Origin of the sequence: Streptomyces sp. KPB2 (genome assembly GCF_003950055.1) — a bacterium.
Taxonomy (GTDB): domain Bacteria; phylum Actinomycetota; class Actinomycetes; order Streptomycetales; family Streptomycetaceae; genus Streptomyces; species Streptomyces salinarius.
The window spans coordinates 6,205,790-6,231,016 of the sequence record NZ_CP034353.1; the positions used below are offsets into that span (position 1 = coordinate 6,205,790).

21 protein-coding genes are annotated in these 25,227 nt (G+C 71.0%); 13 read left to right on the top strand and 8 right to left on the bottom strand.

Annotated features, from left to right (window positions below; all coding sequences use genetic code 11):
- Positions 1–208 precede the first annotated feature (208 nt).
- From gap to pgi, 6 genes are all read left to right on the top strand, one after another.
- The gene (gap, locus tag D1J63_RS27935; RefSeq protein ID WP_102932174.1) at positions 209–1,219 is read left to right on the top strand and encodes a type I glyceraldehyde-3-phosphate dehydrogenase; all 1,011 of its coding nucleotides are present in this window, start codon (positions 209–211) and stop codon (positions 1,217–1,219) included.
- 133 nt (positions 1,220–1,352) lie between these two features.
- Positions 1,353–2,564 carry a phosphoglycerate kinase gene (locus tag D1J63_RS27940; RefSeq protein ID WP_102932173.1) on the top strand — a complete coding sequence of 404 codons (1,212 nt, stop codon included), beginning with the start codon at positions 1,353–1,355 and terminating at the stop codon, positions 2,562–2,564.
- A gap of 5 nt (positions 2,565–2,569) precedes the next feature.
- Positions 2,570–3,346, top strand: coding sequence for a triose-phosphate isomerase (tpiA, locus tag D1J63_RS27945; RefSeq protein WP_102932172.1), 777 nt, complete (start codon positions 2,570–2,572; stop codon positions 3,344–3,346).
- Between the two features lie 136 nt (positions 3,347–3,482).
- Positions 3,483–3,719 (top strand): preprotein translocase subunit SecG, encoded by a 237-nt coding sequence (secG, locus tag D1J63_RS27950; RefSeq protein WP_078884770.1) that lies wholly within the window; start codon positions 3,483–3,485, stop codon positions 3,717–3,719.
- A 212-nt stretch (positions 3,720–3,931) separates the two neighbouring features.
- The gene (locus D1J63_RS27955; protein ID WP_003976875.1) at positions 3,932–4,267 is read left to right on the top strand and encodes an RNA polymerase-binding protein RbpA; all 336 of its coding nucleotides are present in this window, start codon (positions 3,932–3,934) and stop codon (positions 4,265–4,267) included.
- A gap of 15 nt (positions 4,268–4,282) precedes the next feature.
- The gene (pgi, locus tag D1J63_RS27960) at positions 4,283–5,938 is read left to right on the top strand and encodes a glucose-6-phosphate isomerase (RefSeq protein WP_125632651.1); all 1,656 of its coding nucleotides are present in this window, start codon (positions 4,283–4,285) and stop codon (positions 5,936–5,938) included.
- Positions 5,939–5,975: 37 nt separating this feature from the next.
- On the opposite strand, the gene D1J63_RS27965 is transcribed toward pgi, so the two are convergent.
- The 3 genes from D1J63_RS27965 to D1J63_RS27975 are packed head-to-tail and all read right to left on the bottom strand — an operon-like array spanning position 5,976 to position 9,843.
- Positions 5,976–8,513, bottom strand: a complete 2,538-nt coding sequence (locus D1J63_RS27965) for an FtsX-like permease family protein (protein WP_125632653.1) — start codon at positions 8,511–8,513, stop codon at positions 5,976–5,978.
- 50 nt (positions 8,514–8,563) lie between these two features.
- Positions 8,564–9,331, bottom strand: coding sequence for an ABC transporter ATP-binding protein (locus D1J63_RS27970; protein ID WP_102932188.1), 768 nt, complete (start codon positions 9,329–9,331; stop codon positions 8,564–8,566).
- Positions 9,328–9,843, bottom strand: a complete 516-nt coding sequence (locus D1J63_RS27975) for a PadR family transcriptional regulator (protein ID WP_061445374.1) — start codon at positions 9,841–9,843, stop codon at positions 9,328–9,330. Before D1J63_RS27975 ends, D1J63_RS27970 begins: the two co-directional genes overlap by 4 nt.
- Before the next feature lie 160 nt (positions 9,844–10,003).
- On the opposite strand from D1J63_RS27975, the gene D1J63_RS27980 reads away from it, so the two are divergent.
- From D1J63_RS27980 to D1J63_RS28000, 5 genes are all read left to right on the top strand, one after another.
- Positions 10,004–11,275 (top strand): ABC transporter substrate-binding protein, encoded by a 1,272-nt coding sequence (locus D1J63_RS27980; protein WP_125632655.1) that lies wholly within the window; start codon positions 10,004–10,006, stop codon positions 11,273–11,275.
- A 181-nt stretch (positions 11,276–11,456) separates the two neighbouring features.
- Positions 11,457–13,082: a glycoside hydrolase family 13 protein gene (locus tag D1J63_RS27985; protein ID WP_125632657.1), complete on the top strand. Its 1,626-nt coding sequence runs from the start codon at positions 11,457–11,459 to the stop codon at positions 13,080–13,082.
- 47 nt (positions 13,083–13,129) lie between these two features.
- Positions 13,130–14,461 (top strand): ABC transporter substrate-binding protein, encoded by a 1,332-nt coding sequence (locus D1J63_RS27990; RefSeq protein WP_125632659.1) that lies wholly within the window; start codon positions 13,130–13,132, stop codon positions 14,459–14,461.
- Between the two features lie 13 nt (positions 14,462–14,474).
- Complete coding sequence (locus D1J63_RS27995) at positions 14,475–15,842, top strand: ABC transporter permease subunit (RefSeq protein WP_125632661.1); 1,368 nt, start codon at positions 14,475–14,477, stop codon at positions 15,840–15,842.
- 10 nt (positions 15,843–15,852) lie between these two features.
- Entirely contained in the window at positions 15,853–16,692 is an 840-nt protein-coding gene (locus D1J63_RS28000; RefSeq protein ID WP_125632664.1) for a carbohydrate ABC transporter permease, read from the top strand.
- Positions 16,693–16,824: 132 nt separating this feature from the next.
- Here D1J63_RS28000 and pgl read toward each other — a convergent pair whose 3' ends face one another.
- The 5 genes from pgl to tkt are packed head-to-tail and all read right to left on the bottom strand — an operon-like array spanning position 16,825 to position 23,441.
- Positions 16,825–17,610 carry a 6-phosphogluconolactonase gene (gene pgl / locus D1J63_RS28005; RefSeq protein WP_125632665.1) on the bottom strand — a complete coding sequence of 262 codons (786 nt, stop codon included), beginning with the start codon at positions 17,608–17,610 and terminating at the stop codon, positions 16,825–16,827.
- On the bottom strand, positions 17,607–18,659 hold the full coding sequence (gene opcA, locus D1J63_RS28010) for a glucose-6-phosphate dehydrogenase assembly protein OpcA (RefSeq protein ID WP_125632668.1): 1,053 nt from the start codon (positions 18,657–18,659) through the stop codon (positions 17,607–17,609). Before opcA ends, pgl begins: the two co-directional genes overlap by 4 nt.
- On the bottom strand, positions 18,656–20,179 hold the full coding sequence (gene zwf, locus D1J63_RS28015) for a glucose-6-phosphate dehydrogenase (RefSeq protein WP_125632670.1): 1,524 nt from the start codon (positions 20,177–20,179) through the stop codon (positions 18,656–18,658). The genes opcA and zwf overlap by 4 nt, the downstream gene beginning before the upstream one ends.
- A 3-nt stretch (positions 20,180–20,182) precedes the next feature.
- A complete protein-coding gene (gene tal, locus D1J63_RS28020) occupies positions 20,183–21,301 on the bottom strand; it encodes a transaldolase (protein WP_125632672.1) in 1,119 nt (372 codons plus the stop codon).
- Positions 21,302–21,338: 37 nt separating this feature from the next.
- A complete protein-coding gene (tkt, locus tag D1J63_RS28025) occupies positions 21,339–23,441 on the bottom strand; it encodes a transketolase (RefSeq protein ID WP_125632674.1) in 2,103 nt (700 codons plus the stop codon).
- Positions 23,442–23,811: 370 nt separating this feature from the next.
- On the opposite strand from tkt, the gene D1J63_RS28035 reads away from it, so the two are divergent.
- Both D1J63_RS28035 and D1J63_RS28040 read left to right on the top strand, forming a co-directional pair.
- Complete coding sequence (locus tag D1J63_RS28035) at positions 23,812–24,765, top strand: heme o synthase (RefSeq protein WP_164713004.1); 954 nt, start codon at positions 23,812–23,814, stop codon at positions 24,763–24,765.
- Between the two features lie 87 nt (positions 24,766–24,852).
- Positions 24,853–25,221, top strand: a complete 369-nt coding sequence (locus D1J63_RS28040) for a hypothetical protein (RefSeq protein ID WP_164713005.1) — start codon at positions 24,853–24,855, stop codon at positions 25,219–25,221.
- Positions 25,222–25,227: the final 6 nt, after the last annotated feature.

The window sequence follows — 25,227 nt, forward strand, 5'->3', positions numbered from 1 at the left end:
TGACCCGGTGTAGCGAAATCGGGTGATCGGTCCCCGTCGCCCAGGGCGGTCCGTACCCCTACTGGCGGGTACGGACCGCCCTGCCGGGTATGGGCCGTCTCGATGTCACCCCCGACGCCGTAGGGAGGTAGGGTCGGAGGTGGTCGGGGACATCCCAAATACAGCTCGCCGGCACATCGGGCCGGCGTACCAACGAGGAGATCGGTTCGTGACGATCCGCGTAGGCATCAACGGCTTTGGCCGCATCGGTCGTAACTACTTCCGCGCGCTGCTGGAGCAGGGTGCGGACATCGAGATCGTGGCTGTCAACGACCTGGGTGACACCGCGACCACCGCCCACCTGCTGAAGTACGACACCATCCTCGGCCGCCTCAAGGCGGAGGTCTCGCACACCGAGGACACCATCACCGTCGACGGCAAGACCATCAAGGTCCTGTCCGAGCGCAACCCGGCCGAGATCCCCTGGGGCGAGCTGGGCGTCGACATCGTGATCGAGTCGACCGGCATCTTCACGAAGAAGGCCGACGCGGAGAAGCACATCGCCGGTGGCGCGAAGAAGGTCCTCATCTCGGCCCCGGCCAAGGACGAGGACATCACCATCGTGATGGGCGTCAACCAGGACAAGTACGACCCGGCGAACCACCACGTCATCTCCAACGCCTCCTGCACCACCAACTGCGTGGCGCCGATGGCGAAGGTCCTCGACGAGAACTTCGGCATCGTCAAGGGCCTGATGACGACGGTCCACGCGTACACGAACGACCAGCGCATCCTGGACTTCCCGCACAAGGACCTGCGCCGCGCCCGTGCCGCCGCGGAGAACATCATCCCCACCACCACGGGCGCCGCCAAGGCCACCGCGCTGGTCCTGCCGCAGCTCAAGGGCAAGCTCGACGGCATCGCGATGCGCGTCCCGGTCCCGACCGGCTCGGCCACCGACCTGGTCGTGGAGCTCCAGCGCGAGGTCACCAAGGACGAGGTCAACGCCGCGTTCAAGAAGGCCGCCGACGACGGCGACCTCAAGGGCATCCTGTTCTACACCGAGGACGCGATCGTCTCCTCGGACATCGTCGGCGACCCGGCCTCCTGCACCTTCGACTCCTCCCTGACCATGGTCCAGGAGGGCAAGTCGGTGAAGATCCTCGGCTGGTACGACAACGAGTGGGGCTACTCGAACCGCCTCGTCGACCTCACGGTCTTCGTCGGCAACCAGCTCTGATCCACTTCAGCAAGGCACCTCATGCGGTAGCAGGGCTCGGGCAGCGCAAGGTCGCGCTGTCCGGGCCCTGCGTCGCGTCCGCCGCCACCAGCCCTCGTAGGATCACGAGCGATCCGAGAATCCAGGAGCCCTCTTGAAGACGATCGACGAACTGCTCTCCGAAGGCGTCGCGGGCAAGCGCGTCTTCGTCCGCGCCGACCTGAACGTCCCGCTGGACGGCACCACCATCACCGACGACGGCCGCATCCGCGCCGTGGTGCCCACCGTCAAGGCGCTGGCCGACGCGGGCGCGCGGGTGATCGTGGCCTCGCACCTGGGCCGCCCCAAGGGCGCCCCGGACCCCGCCTTCTCCCTCGCCCCGGCCGCCGCCCGCCTCGGTGAACTGCTCGGTGCCGACGTCGCCTTCGCCGAGGACACGGTCGGCACCTCCGCCGAGGCCGTCGTCTCCGGCCTTGCCGACGGCGGCGTCGCGGTCATCGAGAACCTGCGCTTCAACGCCGGTGAGACCAGCAAGGACGACGCCGAGCGCGCCGCCTTCGCCGACAGGCTGGCCGGCCTCGCGGACGTCTACGTCGGCGACGGCTTCGGCGCGGTGCACCGCAAGCACGCGTCCGTCTTCGACCTGCCGAAGCGGCTGCCGCACTACGCCGGGTACCTCATCGCCACCGAGGTCGGCGTGCTGAAGAAGCTCACCGACGACGTGCAGCGCCCGTACGTGGTCGCCCTCGGCGGCGCCAAGGTCTCCGACAAGCTCGCCGTCATCGACCAGCTGCTCGGCAAGGCCGACCGGCTGCTCATCGGCGGCGGCATGGCGTACACCTTCCTCAAGGCCAAGGGGTACGAGGTCGGCATCTCCCTGCTCCAGGAGGACCAGATCCCGGCGGTCCAGGAGTACATCGAGCGCGCCGAGAAGAACGGCGTCGAGCTGGTCCTGCCCGTCGACGTCCTGGTCGCGCCCGAGTTCCCGGACCTGAAGACCAAGGCCCCGGCCAACCCCACCACCGTCGCCGCGGACGCCATCCCGGCCGACCAGGAGGGTCTGGACATCGGTCCCGAGACCCGCAAGCTGTACGCATCGAAGCTCGCCGACGCCGCCACCGTCTTCTGGAACGGCCCCATGGGCGTCTTCGAGCACCCCGACTACGCCGAGGGCACCAAAGCGGTCGCCCAGGCCCTCGTCGACGCCCCGGGCTTCACCGTGGTCGGCGGCGGCGACTCCGCCGCGGCCGTGCGCACGCTCGGCTTCGACGAGAACGCATTCGGCCACATCTCGACCGGCGGCGGCGCCTCCCTCGAATACCTCGAGGGCAAGACGCTCCCCGGCCTCGCCGCACTGGAGGACTGACCCCGATGACCACCCGCACGCCGCTGATGGCGGGCAACTGGAAGATGAACCTCAACCACCTCGAGGCCATCGCCCACGTCCAGAAGCTCGCCTTCGCCCTCGCGGACAAGGACTACGACGCCGTCGAGGTCGCCGTCCTCGCCCCCTTCACCGACCTGCGCTCCGTGCAGACCCTGGTCGACGGGGACAAGCTCAAGATCAAGTACGGCGCCCAGGACATCTCCGCCCACGACGGCGGCGCCTACACCGGCGAGATCTCGGGCCCGATGCTGGCCAAGCTGAAGTGCGCGTACGTGGCCGTCGGCCACTCCGAGCGTCGGCAGTACCACGCCGAGACCGACGAGATCGTGAACGCCAAGGTCAAGGCCGCCTACAAGCACGGTCTGACCCCGATCCTGTGCGTCGGCGAGGAGCTGGACGTCCGCGAGGCGGGCAACCACGTCGAGCACACCCTCGCCCAGGTCGAGGGCGGTCTCAAGGACCTCCCGGCCGAGCAGGCCGAGACCGTCGTGATCGCCTACGAGCCCGTGTGGGCCATCGGCACCGGCAAGGTCTGCGGCGCCGACGACGCCCAGGAGGTCTGCGCGGCGATCCGCGGCAAGCTCGCCGAGCTGTACTCCCAGGAGCTGGCCGACAAGGTCCGCATCCAGTACGGCGGCTCCGTCAAGTCCGGCAATGTCGCCGAGATCATGGCGAAGCCCGACATCGACGGCGCCCTGGTCGGCGGCGCCTCGCTGGACTCGGACGAGTTCGTCAAGATCGTCCGCTTCCGCGACCAGTAGCCGGCTCCCGGGTCGAGAGGCAGATCGACCAGTGAGTATGCGCTAGCGGCGATACGTCGTACCCTTGCGGGGGCATGGTGGCCTGCTGTCACCGTGCCCCCGTCGTTCATCCGAATCCGAGGAAGTTGGTCCAGCCGTGGTTTTGGGGTTCTCGATCGCCCTGATCGTCTTCAGCCTGCTGCTGATGCTGCTGGTGCTGATGCACAAGGGCAAGGGCGGCGGTCTCTCCGACATGTTCGGTGGCGGCATGCAGTCGTCCGTCGGCGGCTCCTCGGTCGCCGAGCGCAACCTCGACCGGATCACCGTCGTGGTCGGTCTGCTCTGGTTCGCGTGCATCGTGGTGCTCGGCCTGCTCATGAAGGCCAACAACTGACCCGTCACGGCGACCCGTCAGCACATCCGCACGTAAAGCCCCATGTCCGGTACGCGCTCCACCGCGCGGCCTATCATGGGGCTTGCGTCTGCGCATCGGAGCTTGTAACTCCAATCACTGGACGCGCGTTGGGCCTTACGTAGACTGAGGCGCTCGCAGCGAAGCGAAACGCCGACTCGCTTTGCGGCACCATCACGCAGGGAGTTACGACCGTGGCAAGTGGCAACGCGATCCGGGGAAGCCGGGTCGGGGCGGGGCCGATGGGCGAGGCCGAGCGCGGCGAGTCCGCGCCGCGTCTGCGCATCTCCTTCTGGTGCTCCAACGGACACGAGACACAGCCGAGCTTCGCGAGCGACGCCCAGGTCCCGGAGACCTGGGACTGCCCGCGCTGCGGCTTCCCCGCCGGACAGGACCGGGACAACCCGCCGGACCCGCCGCGCACCGAGCCCTACAAGACCCACCTCGCGTACGTGCGCGAGCGCCGCAGCGACGCGGACGGCGAGGCGATCCTCGCCGAGGCGCTCGCGAAACTGCGCGGCGAGATCTAGCGGCCGACGTCCGACGTGAACGCAGACGGCCGTACCAGGCTGCACCAGAGGCCCGAATGGGCCGCGCTGACCAAGCATCGCGAGCAGCTCGGCGAGGTGCGGCTGCGTGAGCTGTTCGCCGCGGACCCGGGGCGCGGTGCCGGCTGGACGCTCCACGTCGGTGACCTGCGCATCGACTATTCGAAGCATCTGGTCACCGACGAGACGCTGGGCCTGTTGCAGGAACTGGCCGCCGCGACCGATGTGTTCGGGCTGCGCGACGCGATGTTCCGCGGTGAGCGCATCAACCTCACCGAGGACCGGGCGGTCCTGCACACCGCGCTGCGGGCGCCGCGGGACGCGGTGATCGAGGTCGACGGCGAGAACGTCGTGCCCAAGGTCCACGCCGTGCTGGACAAGATGGCCGGCTTCGCCGACCGGGTCCGCTCCGGCGAGTGGACGGGCCACACCGGCAGGCGCATCAAGAACGTCGTGAACATCGGCATCGGCGGCTCCGACCTGGGCCCCGCGATGGCCTACGAGGCGCTGCGGGCCTTCACCGACCGTGCGCTGACCCTGCGCTTCGTGTCCAACGTGGACGGCGCCGACCTGCACGAGGCGGTCCGGGACCTGGACCCGGCCGAGACCCTGTTCGTCATCGCGTCCAAGACCTTCACCACGATCGAGACGATCACGAATGCCACCTCGGCCCGTTCCTGGCTGCTGAACGGCCTCGGCGGCGAGGAGAAGGCGGTCGCGAAGCACTTCGTGGCGCTGTCGACGAACGCCGACAAGGTCGCGGACTTCGGCATCGACACGGCCAACATGTTCGAGTTCTGGGACTGGGTCGGCGGCCGGTACTCCTTCGACTCGGCCATCGGTCTGTCCCTGATGATCGCCGTCGGCCCGGACCGCTTCCGGGAGATGCTCGACGGGTTCCGCATCGTCGACGAGCACTTCCGCAACGCCGAGCCCCGGGCCAACGCACCTCTGATCCTGGGCCTGCTGGGTGTCTGGTACGGCGACTTCCTGGACGCGCAGTCGCACGCGGTGCTGCCGTACTCGCACTACCTGTCGAAGTTCACCGCCTATCTCCAGCAGCTGGACATGGAGTCCAACGGCAAGTCGGTGGACCGGGACGGGAAGCCGGTGCAGTGGCAGACCGGGCCGGTGGTGTGGGGCACGCCCGGCACCAACGGGCAGCACGCCTACTACCAGCTGATCCACCAGGGCACGAAGCTGATCCCGGCGGACTTCATCGGCTTCGCCCGCCCGGTGGCCGAGCTGAGCGAGGAACTCAAGGCCCAGCACGACCTGCTGATGGCCAACTTCTTCGCCCAGACCCAGGCCCTCGCCTTCGGCAAGACCCCCGACGAGGTACGCGCCGAGGGCGTGCCCGAGGAACTGGTCCCGCACAAGACCTTCCGCGGCAACCACCCCACCACGACGATCCTGGCCGCCGAACTGACCCCGTCCGTCCTCGGCCAGCTCATCGCCCTCTACGAGCACAAGGTCTTCGTCCAGGGCGCGATCTGGAACATCGACTCCTTCGACCAGTGGGGCGTCGAACTCGGCAAGGTCCTCGCCAAGCGCGTCGAACCCGCCCTCACCCAGGGGACGGAAGTCCCCGGCCTGGACGCCTCCACCAAGGCACTGGTCGCCGCCTACCGGGAGCTGCGCGGCCGGCAGTGAGCCGGAACGGGGGCGCCGGTCGCCCCGCCCGTACCGGTCAGGCCACCGCGCTCAGTGTGTCCGCGAGCCGCCGCCGGGCCGCCCGCGCCGACGGCACCGCGGCCAGCGCCGCCGCACCGAGCACGGCCCCCGCGCCCACGACCACCAGGAGGACGGGGGAGGGGGACCGGGCGATCCCCGCGCCGATGCCGCTGGAGGCGCCCTGGGCGTCGATCAGCCAGTGGGCGAGCGGCAGGCCGAGGACGGCGGCGAGGAGCACGGCCGCCAGCGCGGTGCAGGCCGTGGCCGTGACGGTGATGCCGGTGATCTGGCGCGGGGAGAGCCCGATCGCCTTGAGGGCGAGTAGATCCCGTTCGCTCTCCCGGACGGTGCCGCCGATCGCCGTGAGCAGTTCGATCAGACCGACGAGCGCGAGGACGGCGACCAGTCCGAGGACGACCCCGCGCAGGGGGGAGAGCCCGTCGGCCGGGTTCGCCACGGCATGCACGTCGAGCCTGCCGTGCCCGGCCTCGGTGAGCCGCCCGGCGACCTCGTCCGGGTCGGCGCCGGTGTGCAGACGCAGCTGGTAGAGGGCCGGTTCGAGCCGTGGATCGTTCTCCCGGAGGGTGTCCAGGGAGGTCGAGATCACCCGGCCGGCGTTCTCCGGCTCGATGCTGCGGCCCACGATGTGCAGGATCTGCGGCCGGTCGCCGACGGTCATCCGCACCCAGTCGCCGACCTCCACCTCCAGCAGGTCCAGCAGTCCCTGCCCGGCCACCGCCTCGTCCGGTCCGTGCGCGCGGCGGCCCTCGGCCAGCGCGTACGGGTAGGGGTCCGCCCGAGTGCCGAGCCCGCGCAGCGCGATCGTCGCGGTCTGCCCCGGCACGAGGGCGGCCACCTCGACGCCCGGGTAGGCGGCGGCGACCCCGGGGTCGCGCTCCAGCAGGGCCCGGGTGCCGCGCTCATCGGCACCGGCGTCCACGCGGACGGTCAGCGCGGTCGGCAGGCCGATCTGCTCGGGCCGGCTGTGGAAGCGGTCGATGGTGGTCCACGCGCTCATCGCCACCACGATCAGCAGCAGCGGCAGCGTGAGCCGCGCCACCGTGGCCAACGAGCGCGGGCGGCGGGCGAACGCCTTGTGCCAGCCGAGTACGAGCGCCGGCGGCACACGCACCTCCAGCGCGCGCACCCCGGGCGACGCGTCGGCACCCGGCGCACCGGCTCCGTCGGAAGCCTGGACCCCAGGCCCCCGGACCCCAGGCCCCCGTACGCGGGCCCCCACAGGCACCCGGAACCCCGGCAGCCTCAGCACCCGCCGATGCGACGCATCGGCACCCGGCGCACCGACTCCGTCGGAACCCCGGACACCAGGCCCCCGGGCGCCACGCCCCCGTACCCGGACTCCCACCGGCACCCGGAACCCCCGCAGCCCCAGCACTCGCCGAGCCGCCCCGGACAGCCCGCCGCCCTGTGCCCCCGCCGGGCGCGGCAGCGGAACCGGCGGCACCCGGCCCGCCCGCCACGCCGCGAGGCCGGTGGTGGCGCCGATGAACAGCACCGCGCACGCCGGTACGACGAACAGCGCGAGCGTGTGCCCGGGCAGCCCCTGCCACACCCCGACCGCGTCCCCGAGCCGCCCCGGCACCCGGCTGCCGAGGGCCTGGGTGAGCGCGGCGGCGGCCACCGCGCCGAGCAGTGCGTAGGCGAGGTGCTGGAGCAGGAAGACCCGTACGACCTGGCCCGGTGTGAAGCCGATCGCCTTCAGCACCGAGATGTCCCGCAGATGCCCCCGGATCCGGGTGCCGATCGCCCCGTGCACCGCCAGTCCCGCGGCGAGCAGCGCGCCCAGCCCGAACAGGCCGAGGACCTGACCGAGCAACCGGTTGTCGCCCTGGGCCTCCGCGCGGGCCTGCTCCCAGGTGGAGACCTGCCCGATCGCCCCGGCACCCAGCACGGTCACCGCCCGCTGCACGGCGTAGTCCGTCTCCCCGGGATCGGTCAGCCGCAGCCCGATCACCTGGCCGCCCGGCTCGGGCACCGCGGCCGGCGGTGCCCACACCAGGCCCGGCTGCTCGCCCGGCCGGTAACGGCGTTCGGGGCTGTCGGCGATGCCGAGCACCGTGAGGGTGCGCGGGGTGCCGGGCAGGGTCAGGGTGTCGCCGGGCTGGGCCAGGAGCGCGCGGGCGAGGCGGGTCTCCAGGACCACCCCGTCGGGGTCGCCGGCGTCGAGCCAGTGCCCGGCGGTGAGCAGCGGGCGCCCCACGTCGGGCCGCTCGGCGGTGCCGCGCAGCTCGACGGAGGCCCGGGTGCCGCGCACGGCGACGGTGGTGGCGGCGGTGGGGTAGGGACCGGCGACGGACTGGACGCCGTCCAGCGCGGCCAGCCTCCCGGTGTCGGCGGCGCGGTCGGTGTGCAGCCAGACGTGGGCGCCGCGCGCCTGCGTGAAGACCCGCTGCCAGGGGTTGGTCGCGTACCCGAACAGGGCCGTGGCGAGCAGCAGCGACGCGACGATCCCGGCGGTGGCGAGAACGAGGAACAGCGCCTCGCCCCGGTGGCTGCGCAGATCGGAGTGGGCCCAGCGCAGGGTGGCTCGCACGGCCTCAGCCCTCCGGTGCGCGGTGCGCGCGGTGGTCGTACGCCCGCATGTCAGTCCCTGAGTTCCAGGACGGCGGACGCCCCGGGACGGCGGCGCGGTGGCGCGGCGGCGTCCAGTTCGGCGTCGTCGGCTATCCGCCCGTCGAAGAAGCTGATCACCCGGTCGGCGGCGCTGGCGAGCCGCGCGTCATGGGTGACCAGCACGATCGTCTGGCCCCGCTGGTGGAAGCGGGACAGCAGCCGCATCACCTCGCGGGTGCCCTTGCTGTCCAGGCTGCCCGCGGGCTCGTCCGCCAGCAGCAGCGGCGGATGGTTGACCAGCGCCCGGGCCAGCGCGACCCGCTGCTGCTCGCCTCCGGACAGCTCGCCGGGCATGCTGCGCTCCTTGCCCGTCAGTCCCAGCTCCGCCAGCAGCTCCTCCCGCTCGGCGCGCGCCCGCTTCGGCGGCAGCCCGGCGAGCAGGGCGGGCAGCTCCACGTTGTCGGCGACGGACAGGTCGGAGACCAGGTTGAAGAACTGGAAGACGATCCCGATCCGCTTCCTGCGCTCGACGGCCCAGCGCGCCTCGCCGTAGGCGTCCGTGCACGCGCCGTCCAGCCAGAGGCTGCCCGCGTCCGGTCGCTGGAGCCCGCCGAGCAGGTGCAGCAGCGTCGACTTCCCGGCGCCGGACGGCCCGGTGACCGCCACGAACTCGCCGCGCCGCACCGTCAGGTCCACCCCGCGCACGGCGTGCGCCGGTGCCCCCTCGCCGTGGTGCGTCTTGACCAGGCCCTCGGCGCGCAGCACGGGAGCGGGGTCGGCACTCGCCCCAGCGCTCACTCCAGCTCCTCCAGCTCTTCCTGGCACCGTTCCAGCCAGTCGAGGTCGGCCTGCAGGTGCAGCATCGCGCCCTCGATGAGGAGGTGGGCGATGCGGTTGTCCCGGTCTTCGGCGGCGGCCAGCTTCGACAGCTGCCGCATCGTGTTCAGGTACTGCCGCCGCTGCTTGTTGATCAGGGCGATCTGGTCGGCGAGCCCGGTCTGCGGAGCCAGGGCGAGCTTCATGAAGAACTCGTCCCGCACCCGCGGCTCGTCCGCCGTCTCCTCATACCAGGCCCGCAGCTCGTCGCGCCCGGCGTCGGTGAGGTGGTAGACCTTCTTGTTGGGCCGGCTCGACTGCTCGACGTCCTCGCCCTCGATCAGTCCCGTCTTCTCGAGACGGCCGAGGGTGACGTAGATCTGGCCGACGTTCGGCTGAGGGTACGCGGAGCCCAGCAGTTGCTCAAGGTCCTGCTTCAGCTCGTAGCCGTGGGCCGGACCGCGGGCCAGGAGAGCCAGGAGGTGCAGGCGCACTCAGCCGTCCTCCCGCTTCTGTTCGAGTCCCCGGATGTGCTCCACGCCCTAGTATCGCCCATACCTAACAGGTATACATGGCCTCTGACCCGGGACGAGGACGCCCGGTGCCGGTGCGAGCCAGTGAGCCCGGTGTACGAGGGTGTACAGGGAGGAACCTATGCGGTGGATCCACGCCGCCGGTAGGGGCCTCCTCGTCCTCCTCGTCGTCCTGACCGGGTACGCCGCCTCCGGCGCCCGCGCGCAGGAGGGTGCCGCGAGCGGCCGGGGACCGCTCACCCTGGCCACCGCCGGGGACCTGACCGGCTACCTCGGCCCGCTGCTCGAAGGCTGGAACCGCGCCCACCCCGGCGAACGGGTCACCCTCGTCGAACTGCCCGACTCCGCCGACGAGACCCGCGCGCAGATGGCCACCGACCTGCGCGACGGCGGCCGGCACCGCTTCGACGTCCTCAACATCGACGTCAACTGGACCTCCGAGTTCGCCGCCGCCGACTGGATACGCCCGCTGCCCCGCGACCGCTTCCCGCTCGGCACCTTCCTGCCGCCGGTCGTCGGCACCGCGACCTACGACGGCCGGCTCTACGCCGTCCCGTACGTCACCAACGCCGGCCTGCTCCTGTACCGCAAGGACGTCCTCGCCGCCGAGGGCGTCCCGCCGCCGCGCACCTGGGCGGAGCTGGAGCGGTACGCCGAGACCATCGCCCCGAAACACGGACTGGACGGCTACGCGGGCCAGTTCCTGCCCTACGAGGGCCTGACCGTGAACGCCGCCGAGTCCGTCTACTCGGCCGGCGGCAGCATCCTCGGCGACGAGGGCGAACGCGTCACCGTGAACTCGGCGGCGGCCCGCGAGGGCATCGGCTTCCTGGCCCGCGGGGTGCGCGAGGGCTGGATACCGAAGGCGGCGCTGACCTACAAGGAGGAGGAGTCCAAGCAGGCCTTCCAGGACGGCCGCCTGCTCTTCCTGCGCAACTGGCCCTACGCCTACGTCAGTGCCTCAGCCCCCGACTCCGCGGTCGCCGGGAAAGTCGGCGCCGTACCGCTGCCCGGCCCCGACGGCCCCGGCACCAGCGTCCTCGGCGGCTCCAACCTGGCCGTCGGCACCCACGCCGAGCACCCCGACTCGGCCGCGCGCCTCATCGCGTACCTCACCAGCGAGCGCGTCCAGCGCCAGGTCCTCACCCGCGGCGCGCTGCCGCCCGTACGGGCCGACCTGTACGAGGACCCCGAGCTGATCGAGGCGTTCCCCTACCTGCCGACCCTGCGCGAGAGCGTGCTCGCCGCCGCCCCACGCCCCAAGAGCCCGCGCTACGACCAGGTCAGCCTGGCCGTGCAGGCGGTCGTGCACGACGCGATGACCGGGCGGCAGACGCCCGAGGCGGCGGTGCGACGGCTGGCGCGCGAGCTGGCAGCCATCTCGCGGCACTGAAACCCGCTAGTTACGCGTTAGGTAACGCCGACGTCTCATCTGTGTTCTCAATGCGGTGAAAAGTCCGCATATAGATACCCAAGCGCTCGACAGCTTTCGTTCCGTTCGTTGACACCCCCGCGACACCGCTACCTAACATGCATGCACAACAGCGACGGCTCTCAACAGACAGGTCCTCGGGGTGAACAGGCACCACTGGTGGCGTGACGCGGTGATCTACCAGGTCTACGTCCGCAGCTTCCTCGACAGCACCGGCGACGGCGTCGGTGATCTCGCCGGCGTCCGGTCCGGACTGCCCTACCTGCGCAAACTCGGCGTGGACGGGATCTGGCTGAGCCCCTTCTACCCCTCGCCCCAGCACGACCACGGCTACGACGTCGCCGACTACCGGGGAGTCGACCCGCTCTTCGGCGACCTCGACGAGTTCGACGCGCTGGTCGCCGCGGCCCGGCGCCTCGGCATCCGGGTCCTGCTCGACATCGTCCCCAACCACTGCTCCAGCGAGCACCCGTGGTTCCGCGAGGCGCTCGCGTCCCCGCCCGGCAGCCCGGCCCGCGCCCGCTTCCACTTCGCCGACGGCCGCGGTCCGGACGGCGACGAGCCGCCCAACAACTGGCACGCCATGTTCGGCGGCCCCGCCTGGACCCGGGTGACCGAGCCCGACGGCCGCCCCGGCCAGTGGTACCTGCACATGTTCACGCCCGAGCAGCCGGACTGGAACTGGCGCACCCCCGAGGTCGCCGCCGAGTTCGACCGGATACTCCGCTTCTGGCTGGACCGGGGCGTCGACGGCTTCCGCATCGACGTCGCCGCCGGCCTCTACAAGCACCCCGAACTGCCCGACTCCCCGGACCCGGAGGCCGACGCCCGCACCCGCGACTCGGTCAACCCGCTGGCCTGGAACCAGCCCGAGGTGCACGACGTGTGGCGGCAGTGGCGCGCGGTCTGCGAGGAGTACACCGCCCGCGACGGCCGCGAACGCCTCCTCGTCGGCGAGGTGTCGGTCCCCAGCGCCCGCGAACACGCCCGCTACGTCCGCCCCGACGAACTCCACCAGGCCTTCTTCTTCGACCTCCTCGGCGCCCCCTGGGACTCCGACGCCTTCCGCAAGGTCATCTCCGAGGCCATGCAGGACATCGCCGGCACCGGCTCCACGGTCACCTGGGTCCTCAACAACCACGACCAGGTCCGCACCGTCACCCGCTACGGCGAACCCGCCACCGACGGCAGCGGACTCGGCACCGCCCGCGCCCGCGCCGCCGCCCTCCTGATGCTGGCGCTGCCCGGAGCCGCCTACATCTACCAGGGCGAGGAACTGGGCCTGCCCGAGGTCGTCGACCTGCCCGACGACGCGCTCACCGACCCGATCTTCCACCGCACCGGCAGCCGTGCCCGCGTCCGCGACGGCTGCCGGGTGCCGCTGCCCTGGTCGGGCCAGGCGTCCCCGTTCGGCTTCACCGCGGGCGACGGGAGTGCCAAGCCCTGGCTGCCGCAGCCCGAGTACTTCGCCGAGTACGCCACCGACCGCGCCCTCGCCGACACCCGCTCCTTCTGGCACCTCTACCGCGACGGCCTGCAACTCCGCTCGGAACTGCCGCAGCTGGGCGAGGGCACCCTGCGCTGGCTCGACACCCCGCCCGGCGTCCTGGCCTTCGTCCGCGGCGACGGCCTGGTCTGCGCCGTCAACTTCGGCACCGCCCCCACGCCCGCCCCTGTGCCGGGCGCCCCGCTGCTCGCCAGCGACGGCCCCTGTCCGCCCGGCGTCCTGCCCGGCTCCACCGCCGCCTGGTGGATCGCCGACCTCTGACCTCGCCTCCGACCTTTTCCTGCCCGACCCTCGAAGGGACATCAACGATGATGCGACGACACGGCACCACCCTGCTCACCGGCTGCACCGCCCTCGTTCTCGCCCTCGGCGCCACCGCCTGCGGCGGCTCCGGACCCGTCACCGCGGGCGGCGGCGACAAGGCGCTCAGCGGGCAGTCGGTCACCGTGGCCGGCGTCTGGTCCGGCACCGAGCAGGAGAACTTCCAGAAGGTGCTGGACGCCTTCACCGAGAAGACCGGCGCCAAGACCTCCTTCGTCTCCACCGGCGACAACGTCTCCACCGTCGTCGGCAGCAAGATCGAGGGCGGCAACGCCCCCGACGTCGTGATGGTCCCGCAGGTCGGCGTGCTCAAGCAGTTCGCCGGCAACGGCTGGCTGAAGCCGCTGTCCAAGACGGCCCGGAAGTCCGTCGGCACCAACTTCGCCGACGTCTGGCAGACGTACGGGACCGTCGACGGCACCCTCTACGGCCTCTACTTCAAGGCCGCCCACAAGTCGACCGTCTGGTACAGCCCCGAGGCCCTCACCCAGGCCGGGGTCGAGCCGCCGAAGACGTACGACGAGATGCTCAAGGCCGGGCAGACCGTCTCCGACTCCGGGCTCGCCGCCTTCTCGGTCGCCGGGCAGGACGGCTGGACACTGACCGACTGGTTCGAGAACGTCTACCTCTCCCAGGCCGGACCCGAGAAGTACGACGCCCTCGCCGCCCACGAACTGAAGTGGACCGACGCCAGTGTGGTCGAGGCGCTCACCACCCTCGGCAAGCTCTTCAAGGACAAGCAGCTCGTCGCGGGCGGCCAGAAGGGCGCCCTGAACACCGACTTCCCGGGCTCGGTGGAGAAGGTCTTCGGCCCGAAGCCCGAGGCCGGCATGGTCTACGAGGGGGACTTCGTCGCCGGGGTCGCCAAGGACCAGTTCGGCAAGGAGATCGGCAAGGACGCGAACTTCTTCCCGTTCCCCGCGGTCGGCGGCGGCGAGGCACCCGTGGTCAGCGGCGGCGACGCGGCCGTCGTCCTCAAGGACGGCAAGAACTCCAAGGCCGGCATGGCGCTCCTGGAGTACCTGGCGACGCCCGAGGCCGCGGCCGTGTGGGCGGAGGCGGGCGGCTTCCTCTCCCCGAACAAGAACCTCGACCCCGCCTCCTACGGCGACGACGTCACCCGGGCCACCGCCGAGTCCCTCGTCGGCGCCGGGAACTCGGTCCGCTTCGACATGTCCGACCAGGCACCCGCGGCCTTCGGCGGCACCAAGGGCACCGGCGAGTGGAAGATCCTCCAGGACTTCCTGCGCGACCCCTCCGACCCGAAGGCGACCGCGGCCGCACTGGAGACCGCGGCGGCCAAGGCCTACAAGGGCTGAGGGCCGACCGGTCATGACCTTCACCCTGGTGAAAGAGGCGAGCCCGCCCGCCGCTCCCGGCCCGGCGCCCCTGCGGCGCCCCCGGCGGCGCCGGGCGGCCGTCGCCCTGCTCTTCGTCCTGCCCGCGCTGCTCCTGCTGGGCGCCCTCGTCGTCTACCCCGTGCTGTTCTCCGTCGGCCGCAGCTTCTTCGACGCCTCCGGCACGCGCTTCGTGGGCGGCGAGAACTACACCGAGATGTTCCGCGACCCGGCCACCCTCAAGGCCATCCGCAACACGGCGATCTGGGTCGTCGTCGCGCCCACCCTGCTCACCGGCCTCGGCCTGATCCTCGCCGTCCTGGTGGAGAAGGTCCGCTGGGCCACCGCCTTCAAGCTGCTCCTCTTCATGCCGATGGCGGTCTCCTTCCTCGCCGCCGGCATCGTCTTCCGGCTCGCCTACGACCACGACCCGGACAAGGGCGTCCTCAACGCCGCGGTGACCGGCGTGCACGACGCCTTCGCCGGCACGGCGAGCTACCCGGGCGCCCGCGCGCGGGAAGGGCAGGGCGACGGGGGCCTGGTCAAGGCGGCGGACGGCTCCTACCGCACGAGCGCGGGCGTGTCCCCGGGCGACACGGTGGCCCTCGGCCTGGTCGGCGTGGGCCCCGACGACCTGCCCTCCGGCGCGGAGTCCGCGTATGGGTCGGCGGGACGGGACGCCGCCGGCGACGAGGTGCGCGGGGTCGTCTACCTGGACTTCACGCCCGGCGGGGGAGGGGAGCAGGGCCGGGTGGACCGGCGCGAGAGCGGGCTGCCCGAGATGAAGGTCGAGGCGGTGCGCGACGGCCGTACGGTCGCCACCACGACCACCGGCGACGACGGAGCCTTCTCCTTCGAAGGGCTGGATCCGGGCTCCTACACGGTGAAGCTCCCCGCCTCGAACTTCGCCCCGCCCTACGAAGGCGTCTCCTGGCTCGGACCCGCGCTCGTCACGCCCGCCATCATCGGGGCGTACCTGTGGATCTGGACCGGGTTCGCGATGGTGCTGATCGGCGCCGGGCTGTCCTCACTGCCGCGCGACGCGCTGGAGGCGGCGCGGATGGACGGCGCCAACGAGTGGCAGATCTTCCGGCGCATCACCGTGCCGCTGCTGGCACCCGTCCTCACGGTCGTCTTCATCACCCTCGTGATCAACGTGATGAAGGTCTTCGACCTCGTCTACATCATCGCGCCGGGACCCGTGCAGGAGGACGCGACGGTGCTCGCGACGCAGATGTGGCTGGTGTCGTTCGGCGGCGGCAACAACCAGGGGCTCGGCAGCGCGCTGGGCGTGCTGCTCCTGCTGCTCGTCGTCCCGGCCATGGTCTTCAACGTCCGCCGCTTCAAGAGGAGTCAGCGATGAGGAGTCAGCGATGAACGCCGTCCGGCGGTACCTGGGCAACGGGGTCGTCCAGGCCTTCCTCGTGCTCATCGGGCTGGTGTGGATGACGCCGCTGGCCGGGCTGTTCCTGTCCTCGCTGCGGTCGTCCGAGGACACGGCGAAGGGCGGCTGGTGGACGGCCCTGGCGAGCCCGGGGCAGCTCTCCCTGGACAACTACTCGGCGCTCCTCGGCAACTCCGGCATCACCCAGGCCTTCTGGAACACGGTGCTGATCTCCGTGCCGACGACCGTGCTCGTCGTGGTCGTCGGAGCGCTCGCCGGGTACGCCTTCGCCTGGCTGGACTTCCCGGGGCGCGAGACGATCTTCCTGGTCGTCGTCGCGCTGCTGGTGGTGCCCGTGCAGATCGGGCTGCTGCCGGTCGCCAAACTCTTCGGGCAGCTGGGCCTGTTCGGCACCATCCCGGGCGTCGTGCTCTTCCACGTCGCCTACGGGCTGCCGTTCGCGGTGTTCCTGCTGCGGAACTACTTCGCCGAGATGCCCAAGGAGATGCTGGAGGCCGCGCGCATGGACGGCGGCAACGAGTGGCGGATCTTCACGCGGCTGGTGCTGCCGGTCGGGAAGCCGGCCATCGCCAGCCTCGCCATCTTCCAGTTCCTGTGGGTGTGGAACGACATGCTGGTCGCACTGCTCTTCGCGGACAGCTCGTCGCAGCCGCTGACGGTGGAACTCCAGTCGCAGATCCGGCAGTTCGGCAGCAACATCGACGTGCTGGCACCGGGGGCGTTCCTGTCCCTGGTGGTACCGGTGGTGGTGTTCTTCGCGTTCCAGCGGCATTTCGTGCAAGGGGTTATGGCGGGGTCCGTGAAGTGACGGAGGGGGTGGGGCGGCGGGGAGGTTTTCGCCCCCGCCGCCCCTTCCCGTTCCCGTCCCTGGGGGCTGCCGCCCCCAGACCCCCGGCTTTCGGCCTGGACGGCCTCGTCCTCAAGCGCCGGACGGGCTGGATCAGGCCGACGCGGGTGGATACAGGGACCTCGGCAACTGCGAAGCCGCCGCCGCGTCCAGGAGCCACAGGGTGCGGGTGCGGCCGCGGGCGCCCGCGGCCGGGGCCTGGATCTCGCCCGTGCCCGACAGGGCCATCGCCACCGCGTTCGCCTTGTCCTCGCCCGCCGCCAGCAGCCACACCTCACGGGCGGCGCGGATCGCGGGGAGGGTCAGGGAGATGCGGATGGGCGGCGGCTTGGGCGAGCCGTGGACGCCGATCACCGTGCGCTCCGACTCCCGGACGCCCGGGTGCTCCGGGAAGAGCGACGCCACGTGGGTGTCCGGGCCGACGCCCAGGAGGAGGACGTCGAAGGACGGGACCGCGGCGTGGTTCTCGGGGACGGAGGCCGTGGCCAGCTCCTGCGCGTAGGCCGCCGCTGCCGCCTCCACGTCCGAGCCGTAGGGGCCGTCGGACGGCGCCATCGCGTGCACCCGCTTCGGGTCCAGCGGCACCGCGTCCAGCAGGGCCTCGCGGGCCTGGGTGACGTTGCGCTCCGGGTCGCCCTCCGGCAGGAAGCGCTCGTCGCCCCACCACAGGTCGAGCCGGCCCCAGTCGATCGCGTCCCGGGCCGGGGAGCCGGCCAGCGCCGCGAGCAGACCGTTGCCGTTGCGGCCGCCGGTGAGGACCACGGACGCGCTGCCCCGGGAGGCCTGCGCGTCCACGATCTTCGTGATCAGGCGGGCCGCCGCGGCCTCGGCCATCAGCTCCTTGTCACGGTGCACGACCAGCTGCGGGGTGTCGCTCATTTCGCCGCCGCCTTCCTCACCGGTGTCTTCTCCTGCGCCGCGTCCTTCGCGGGAGCCTTCGCGACCGTCCCGACGGGAGCGGCGACCGCGAGGGCTCCCTCGTCGGCCGGGTCTCCTTTGGCCGGCGCGTTCAGCCGGTCCACGCCGTACCGCAGCGCCGAGGCGTAGGTGTCGTCCGGGTCCAGACGCCGCAGCTCCTCCGCGATCAGCTCGGCCGTCTCACGGCGCTTGAGCGCGACCGCGCGGGCGGGCTGGCCCTGGATGGAGAGGTTCGCCAGCGTGCCGTCGGCCCGGTCCAGGACGACCGGACCGCAGTCGGTGTCCATCCGGACCGCCGTCAGACCCGGCCCGTTCGACACCGTGCGCCGCACCGGCACGTCCAGCCGGTCCGCGAGCCACATCGCCAGCAGCTCGCAGCTCGGGTTGAACTCCTCGCCCTCCACCTCGACCGACTGCACCTCGCAGTCGACCTGGTCGAGAGCCGCCGCCAGCATCGAGCGCCACGGCGTGATGCGGGTCCAGGAGAGGTCGGTGTCGCCGGGCGCGTAGGCGTCGGCGCGGGCCACCAGCTCCCGTATCGGCTCCTCGCAGGCGTAGGTGTCGGTGACCCGGCGCTGGGCGAGCGCGCCCAGCGGGTCCTTGGCCGGGTCGAGGGGCGCGTTCACCGGCCACCAGACCACGACCGGCGCGTCCGGCAGGAGCAGCGGCAGGACCACCGACTGGGCGTGGTCGACGACATCGCCGTACAGCCGCAGCACGATCGTCTCGCCGGTGCCCGCGTCCGCACCGAGGCGGACCTCGGCGTCCAGCCGGGACGTGGTGCGGTCCCGGGGGGAGCGCGAGACGCGCTTGATGACGACGAGCGTGCGCGAGGGGTGCTCGTGCGCGGCGTCGCTCGCGGCCTTCAGCGCGTCGTAGGCGTTCTCCTCGTCGGTGACGATGACCAGCGTGAGCACCATGCCGATGGCCGGGGTGCCGATGGCCCGGCGGCCCAGCACCAGCGCCTTGTTGATCTTGCTGGCGGTGGTGTCCGTGAGGTCTGTCTTCATGGCCGGCGCCAGCTCCGTCCGTCTCGCTCCAGCATGTCGTCCGCCTCGGCGGGCCCCCAGGTGCCGGCCGGATACTGGGCCGGGGTGCCGTGCGCGTCCCAGTACTGCTCGATCGGGTCGAGGATCTTCCAGGACAGCTCGACCTCCTCCGTGCGCGGGAAGAGGTTGGCGTCGCCCAGGAGGACGTCCAGGATCAGGCGTTCGTACGCCTCCGGGCTGGACTCCGTGAAGGACTCGCCGTAGGCGAAGTCCATCGACACGTCCCGGATCTCCATCGACGTGCCCGGCACCTTGGAACCGAAGCGGACGGTGACGCCCTCGTCGGGCTGGACGCGGATGACGATCGCGTTCGAGCCGAGTTCCTCGGTGGCCGTGGTGTCGAAGGGGGAGTGCGGGGCGCGCTGGAAGACGACCGCGATCTCCGTGACCCGGCGGCCCAGGCGCTTGCCGGTGCGCAGGTAGAAGGGGACGCCCGCCCAGCGGCGGTTGTCGATGCCGACCTTGATCGCGGCGTAGGTGTCGGTCTTCGACTTGGGGTCGATACCGTCCTCTTCGAGGTAGCCGACGGCCTTGGCGCCGCCCTGCCAGCCGGAGGCGTACTGCGCGCGCACCGTGTCGCGGCCCAGGTCCTTGGGGAGCCGGACCGCGCCCAGCACCTTGGTCTTCTCCGCCGCCAGCGCGTCCGCGTCGAAGGAGGCGGGCTCCTCCATCGCGGTCAGCGCGAGGAGCTGGAGCAGGTGGTTCTGGATGACGTCGCGGGCCGCGCCGATGCCGTCGTAGTAACCGGCCCGGCCGCCGATGCCGATGTCCTCGGCCATCGTGATCTGCACGTGGTCCACGTAGGACCGGTTCCAGATCGGCTCGAACATCGTGTTGGCGAAGCGCAGCGCCAGGATGTTCTGGACGGTCTCCTTGCCCAGGTAGTGGTCGATGCGGAAGACCTGGTCCGGGGCGAAGACCTCGTGGACGATCGCGTTCAGCTCCTCGGCCGACCTCAGGTCGTGGCCGAACGGCTTCTCGATCACCGCGCGCCGCCAGGAACCGCTCGACTGGTCGGCCAGCCCGTGCTTCTTCAGCTGCTGGATGACCACCGGGAAGGACTTCGGCGGCACCGACAGATAGAAGGCGAAGTTGCCGCCCGTGCCCTGTGCCTTGTCCAGCTCCTCGATGGTGCCGCGCAGCCGCTCGAACGCCTCGTCGTCGTCGAAGGTGCCCTGGACGAAGCGCATCCCCTGGATGAGCTGCTGCCAGACCTCCTCGCGGAACGGGGTGCGGGAGTGCTCCTTGACGGCGTCGTGCACGACCTGGGCGAAGTCCTCGTGCTCCCAGTCGCGGCGGGCGAACCCGACGAGCGAGAAGCCCGGCGGCAGCAGACCCCGGTTGGCGAGGTCGTACACGGCGGGCATGAGCTTCTTGCGGGACAGATCGCCGGTGACGCCGAAAATGACCAGACCCGACGGCCCCGCGATGCGCGGGAGCCGTCGGTCTGCGGGGTCACGCAGCGGATTGCTGCTCGACAATTGTCAGCCCTTCGAGGGAGCGAGGCGCTTGAGCTCCGCCTCCGTGGACTTCAGCAGGTCGTTCCAGGCCGCCTCGAACTTCTCGACGCCCTCGTCCTCCAGGAGCTGGACCACCTCGTCGTAGGAGATCCCGAGCTTCTCGACCGCGTCGAGGTCGGCACGGGCCTGCTCGTACGTCCCCGCGATGGCGTTGCCGCCGATCTCGCCGTGGTCCTCGGTGGCGAACAGCGTCGCCTCCGGCATGGTGTTGACCGTGTTCGGCGCGACCAGGTCGGTGACGTACATGGTGTCGCTGTACGCCTTGTCCTTCACACCGGTCGACGCCCACAGCGGACGCTGCTTGTTGGCACCGGCCTTCTCCAGGGCGGCCCAGCGGTCGGTGCCGAAGACCTCCTCGTACGCCTGGTAGGCCAGGCGCGCGTTGGCGACGGCGGCCTTGCCGCGCAGGGCCTTGGCCTCGTCGGTGCCGAGCGCGTCGATCCGCTTGTCGATCTCGGTGTCCACGCGGGACACGAAGAAGGACGCCACCGAGTGGATCTGCGAGAGGTCCAGGCCGCGCTCCTTGGCCTTCTCCAGGCCGGTCAGGAAGGCGTCCATGACCTTGCGGTAGCGCTCCAGCGAGAAGATCAGCGTGACGTTGACGCTGATGCCCAGGCCGATGGTCTCGGCGATCGCCGGGATGCCGGCCTCGGTGGCCGGGATCTTGATCAGCGTGTTGGGCCGGTCCACCAGCCAGGCCAGCTGCTTGGCCTCGGCGACCGTCGCCCGGGTGTTGTGGGCGAGCCGCGGGTCGACCTCGATGGAGACCCGGCCGTCCTTGCCGCCGGTGTTGTCGAACACCGGGCGCAGGATGTCGGCGGCGTCCCGGACGTCCGCCGTGGTGATCATGCGGATGGCCTCTTCGACCGTCACCTCGCGGGCGGCGAGGTCGGTGAGCTGCGTGTCGTAGCCGTCGCCCTGCGAGATCGCCTTCTGGAAGATCGACGGGTTGGTGGTGACGCCCACGACGTGCTGCTGATCCATCAGCTCGGCGAGGTTGCCGGACGTGATCCGCTTGCGCGACAGGTCGTCCAGCCAGATCGCCACGCCTTCGTCGGAGAGGCGCTTGAGTGCGTCTGTCATGGAAATTGCATCTCCTACTACGTGTCGTATATGAGCGTCAGCGCTGTGCGGCGGCGAGGGATTCCCGCGCCGCGGAGGCCACGTTCTCGGCGGTGAAGCCGTACTCCGCGAAGAGCACCTTGGCGTCCGCCGACGCACCGAAGTGCTCCAGGGAGACGATGCGGCCGGCGTCCCCCACGTACTTGTGCCAGGTCAGTCCGACCCCGGCCTCCACCGCGACCCGGGCCTTCACGGACGGGGGCAGGACGCTGTCCCGGTACCCCTGGTCCTGCTCCTCGAACCACTCCACGCACGGCATGGACACCACACGGGTCGGCACGCCGTCGGCCTGGAGCGCCTCACGCGCCTCCACGGCCACGTGCACCTCGGAGCCGGTGGCGATCAGGACCACCTGCGGTGCGGCGCTCTGCCCTTCGGGCCCTTCGGCCTCGAACAGCACGTAGCCGCCCTTGGCCGCGTCGTCGTTCGGCTCGTACGTCGGCACGCCCTGGCGGGTGAGCGCGAGACCGTGCGGCCCGCCCTTGCCGAACTCCTTCGTCCAGCGGCGCTGGATCTCGCGCCAGGCGATCGCCGTCTCGTTGGCGTCGGCCGGGCGGACCACGTTCAGGCCCGGGATGGCGCGCAGCGAGGCCAGGTGCTCGACCGGCTGGTGGGTCGGGCCGTCCTCGCCCAGACCGATGGAGTCGTGCGTCCACACGTACGTCACCGGCAGGTGCATCAGCGCGGACAGCCGTACCGCGTTGCGCATGTAGTCGGAGAAGACCAGGAACGTTCCGCCGTAGACGCGGGTGTTGCCGTGGAGCGTGATGCCGTTCATCTCCGCGGCCATCGCGTGCTCGCGGATGCCGAAGTGGATGGTGCGGCCGTACGGGTCCGCCTCCGGCAGCGGGTTGCCCGCCGGGAGGAAGGACGACGTCTTGTCGATCGTCGTGTTGTTGGAGCCCGCGAGGTCGGCCGAGCCGCCCCACAGCTCCGGGACCACCGCGCCGAGCGCCTGGAGCACCTTGCCGGACGCGGCACGGGTCGCCAGGCTCTTGCCCGCCTCGAAGACCGGGATCTTCTCCTCCCAGCCCTTCGGCAGCTCACCCTTGGCCACGCGGTCGTACTCGGCGGCGCGCTCCGGGTTGTTGTCCCGCCACTGCTGGAAGGACTTCTCCCACACCGCGCGGGCCGCCTGCCCCTTGTCCAGGGCCTTGCGGGTGTGCGTGATGACCTCGTCGGAGACCTCGAAGGACTTCTCCGGGTCGAAGCCCAGGACCCGCTTGGTCGCCGCGACCTCGTCGTCGCCGAGCGCCGAGCCGTGCGCGGCCTCGGTGTTCTGGGCGTGCGGGGCGGGCCAGGCGATGATCGAGCGCATGGCGATGAAGGACGGCCGGTCGGTGACCTTCTTCGCCTCCTCGATCGCGTCGTAGATCGCGTTCGGGTCCAGGTCGCCGTCCGGCTTCGGGGCGATGCGCTGCACGTGCCAGCCGTACGCCTCGTACCGCTTGCAGGTGTCCTCGGAGACGGCGGTCTCGGTGTCGCCCTCGATGGAGATGTGGTTGTCGTCCCACAGCAGCACCAGGTTGCCGAGCTTCTGGTGGCCGGCCAGCGAGGACGCCTCGGCGGAGATGCCCTCCTGGAGGCAGCCGTCACCGGCGATGCAGTAGACGAAGTGGTCGAAGGGGGACTCGCCCTCGGCGGCCTCCGGGTCGAACAGGCCGCGCTCGTAGCGGGCGGCCATCGCCATGCCCACCGCGTTGGCGACACCCTGGCCCAGCGGGCCGGTCGTGGTCTCCACGCCCGTGGTGTGGCCGTACTCCGGGTGGCCGGGGGTCTTCGAGCCCCAGGTGCGGAAGGACTCCAGGTCCGCCAGCTCCAGGCCGAAGCCGGCCAGGTACAGCTGGGTGTAGAGGGTCAGGGACGAGTGCCCCGCGGACAGCACGAAACGGTCGCGCCCGACCCAGTTCGCGTCGGCGGGGTCGTGCCGCATCACCTTCTGAAAGAGGGTGTAGGCGGCGGGCGCCAGGCTCATCGCCGTACCCGGATGGCCGTTGCCAACCTTCTGTACGGCATCGGCGGCCAGGACGCGGGCGGTGTCCACGGCCCGCTGGTCCAATTCGGTCCACTCGAGGTCTGTGGTGGTCGGCTTGGTGCTCACCCTGAGTCAGGGCTCCTCTCCACATGTCGGTTGCCGGTGCACGGGTGCACCGGCTGCCGGCGCGTCCGTGAGTCGGCCGGCCAAGGCCGAGCCTACCCCCGTAAGTACGTGCGTTTTTCCGCTGGAAACCAGACTGCCGGGACTCTTCTCGATCCGCCTGTCGACTGGGCGAAACCGCATTCGGCAAGTGAATACGGAGCCGCTCATCTGACTGCTCAATCGACTCTCCGCGCGCCCGTCGGAGCGCCCGCGCCAACACGAGCCCACCCCCGCGAAGGCCGAGGTATGGGCAACGTCTAAAGTGGCGTGGTACGCGCGAGCCTTTACCGCCACTTCACACGGTGGGGCTTGCTGGGAGTCTCTGTCAGGGGTGTGCGTGACGGCCGTTGAATCCCGTCCTGCGGGGGTTATCGGGACGAGCCAGAGCCCGAGTCACCGGCCGTTCGGGGCCCGTGTCAAGGCGTTCGTGGCGCTGACCAAGCCGCGGATCATCGAGCTTCTGCTGATCACCACCGTTCCGGTGATGTTCCTCGCCGAGCAGGGTGTTCCGAATCTGAAGCTGGTGCTGCTGACCTGCGTCGGCGGCTATCTGTCGGCCGGCGGCGCGAACGCGCTGAACATGTACATCGACCGCGACATCGACGCGCTGATGGACCGGACCTCGCAGCGCCCGCTGGTGACCGGCATGGTCAGTCCCATCGAGTGCCTCGTCTTCGGCATCACCCTGGCGATCGTCTCGACGCTGCTGTTCGGGTTCACCGTCAACTGGCTGTCGGCCTGGCTCTCGCTCGGCGCGCTCCTCTTCTACGTGGTCGTCTACACGATGATCCTCAAGCGGCGCACCTCGCAGAACATCGTCTGGGGCGGCATCGCCGGCTGTCTGCCGGTGCTCATCGGCTGGTCCGCCGTGACCAACTCGATGTCCTGGGCGCCGATCATCCTCTTCGGGGTGATGTTCTTCTGGACGCCGCCGCACTACTGGCCGCTGTCCATGAAGGTCAAGGAGGACTACGCGCGCGTCGGCGTGCCGATGCTCCCGGTGATCGCGTCCAACAAGGTCGTCGCCCGGCAGATCGTCATCTACAGCTGGGTGATGGTCGCCGTGTCGCTGCTGCTGACGCCGCTCGGCTACACCGGCTGGTTCTACACGGCGGTCGCCGTGGCGGCCGGCGGCATGTGGCTGTGGGAGGCCCACGGGCTGCAGAACCGCGCCAAGGCCGAGGTCACGGGCGGCAAGCTCAAGGAGATGCGGCTCTTCCACTGGTCCATCACCTACGTGTCGGTGCTGTTCCTCGCGATCGCGGTGGACCCCTTCCTGCGCTGAGCTCCTGCCGCGACGGGCGGGGTGCGTGGTCAAGGCCACGCACCCCGCCCGTCGCCGTTTGATCTACCCGTCGGTAGCATCCTGGTCATGGCAGACACGCAGCAGGTGGACACGGAGCAGGCCGGCGCGAAGGGCGGCTGGGCCGACCGGTGGGACGCGTTCGAGGTGAACCGGACGGCCGGGCGGATCGAAGCCTTCGCCAAGGCCCACGGCGGTGCCGAGGCCCAGGTGGCACACCTCGGCGAGCGCGGCGCCCGGATCGTCCTCGTCGGTGCGGACGGCGCCTGGGGCGACCTGGTCGCGCGCACCCACGAGCGGGCGCGCAAGGCGGTGGAGAAGTCCGGGATCACCGTCCACGAGGACTTCGACGGCGAGTTCGCGGCCAAGGTCACCACCGGCCGCTACGAGTGGTCGCGCATGGCGGGCATCCAGGTCGGAGGCCCGAGCAACACCTGAGACCGG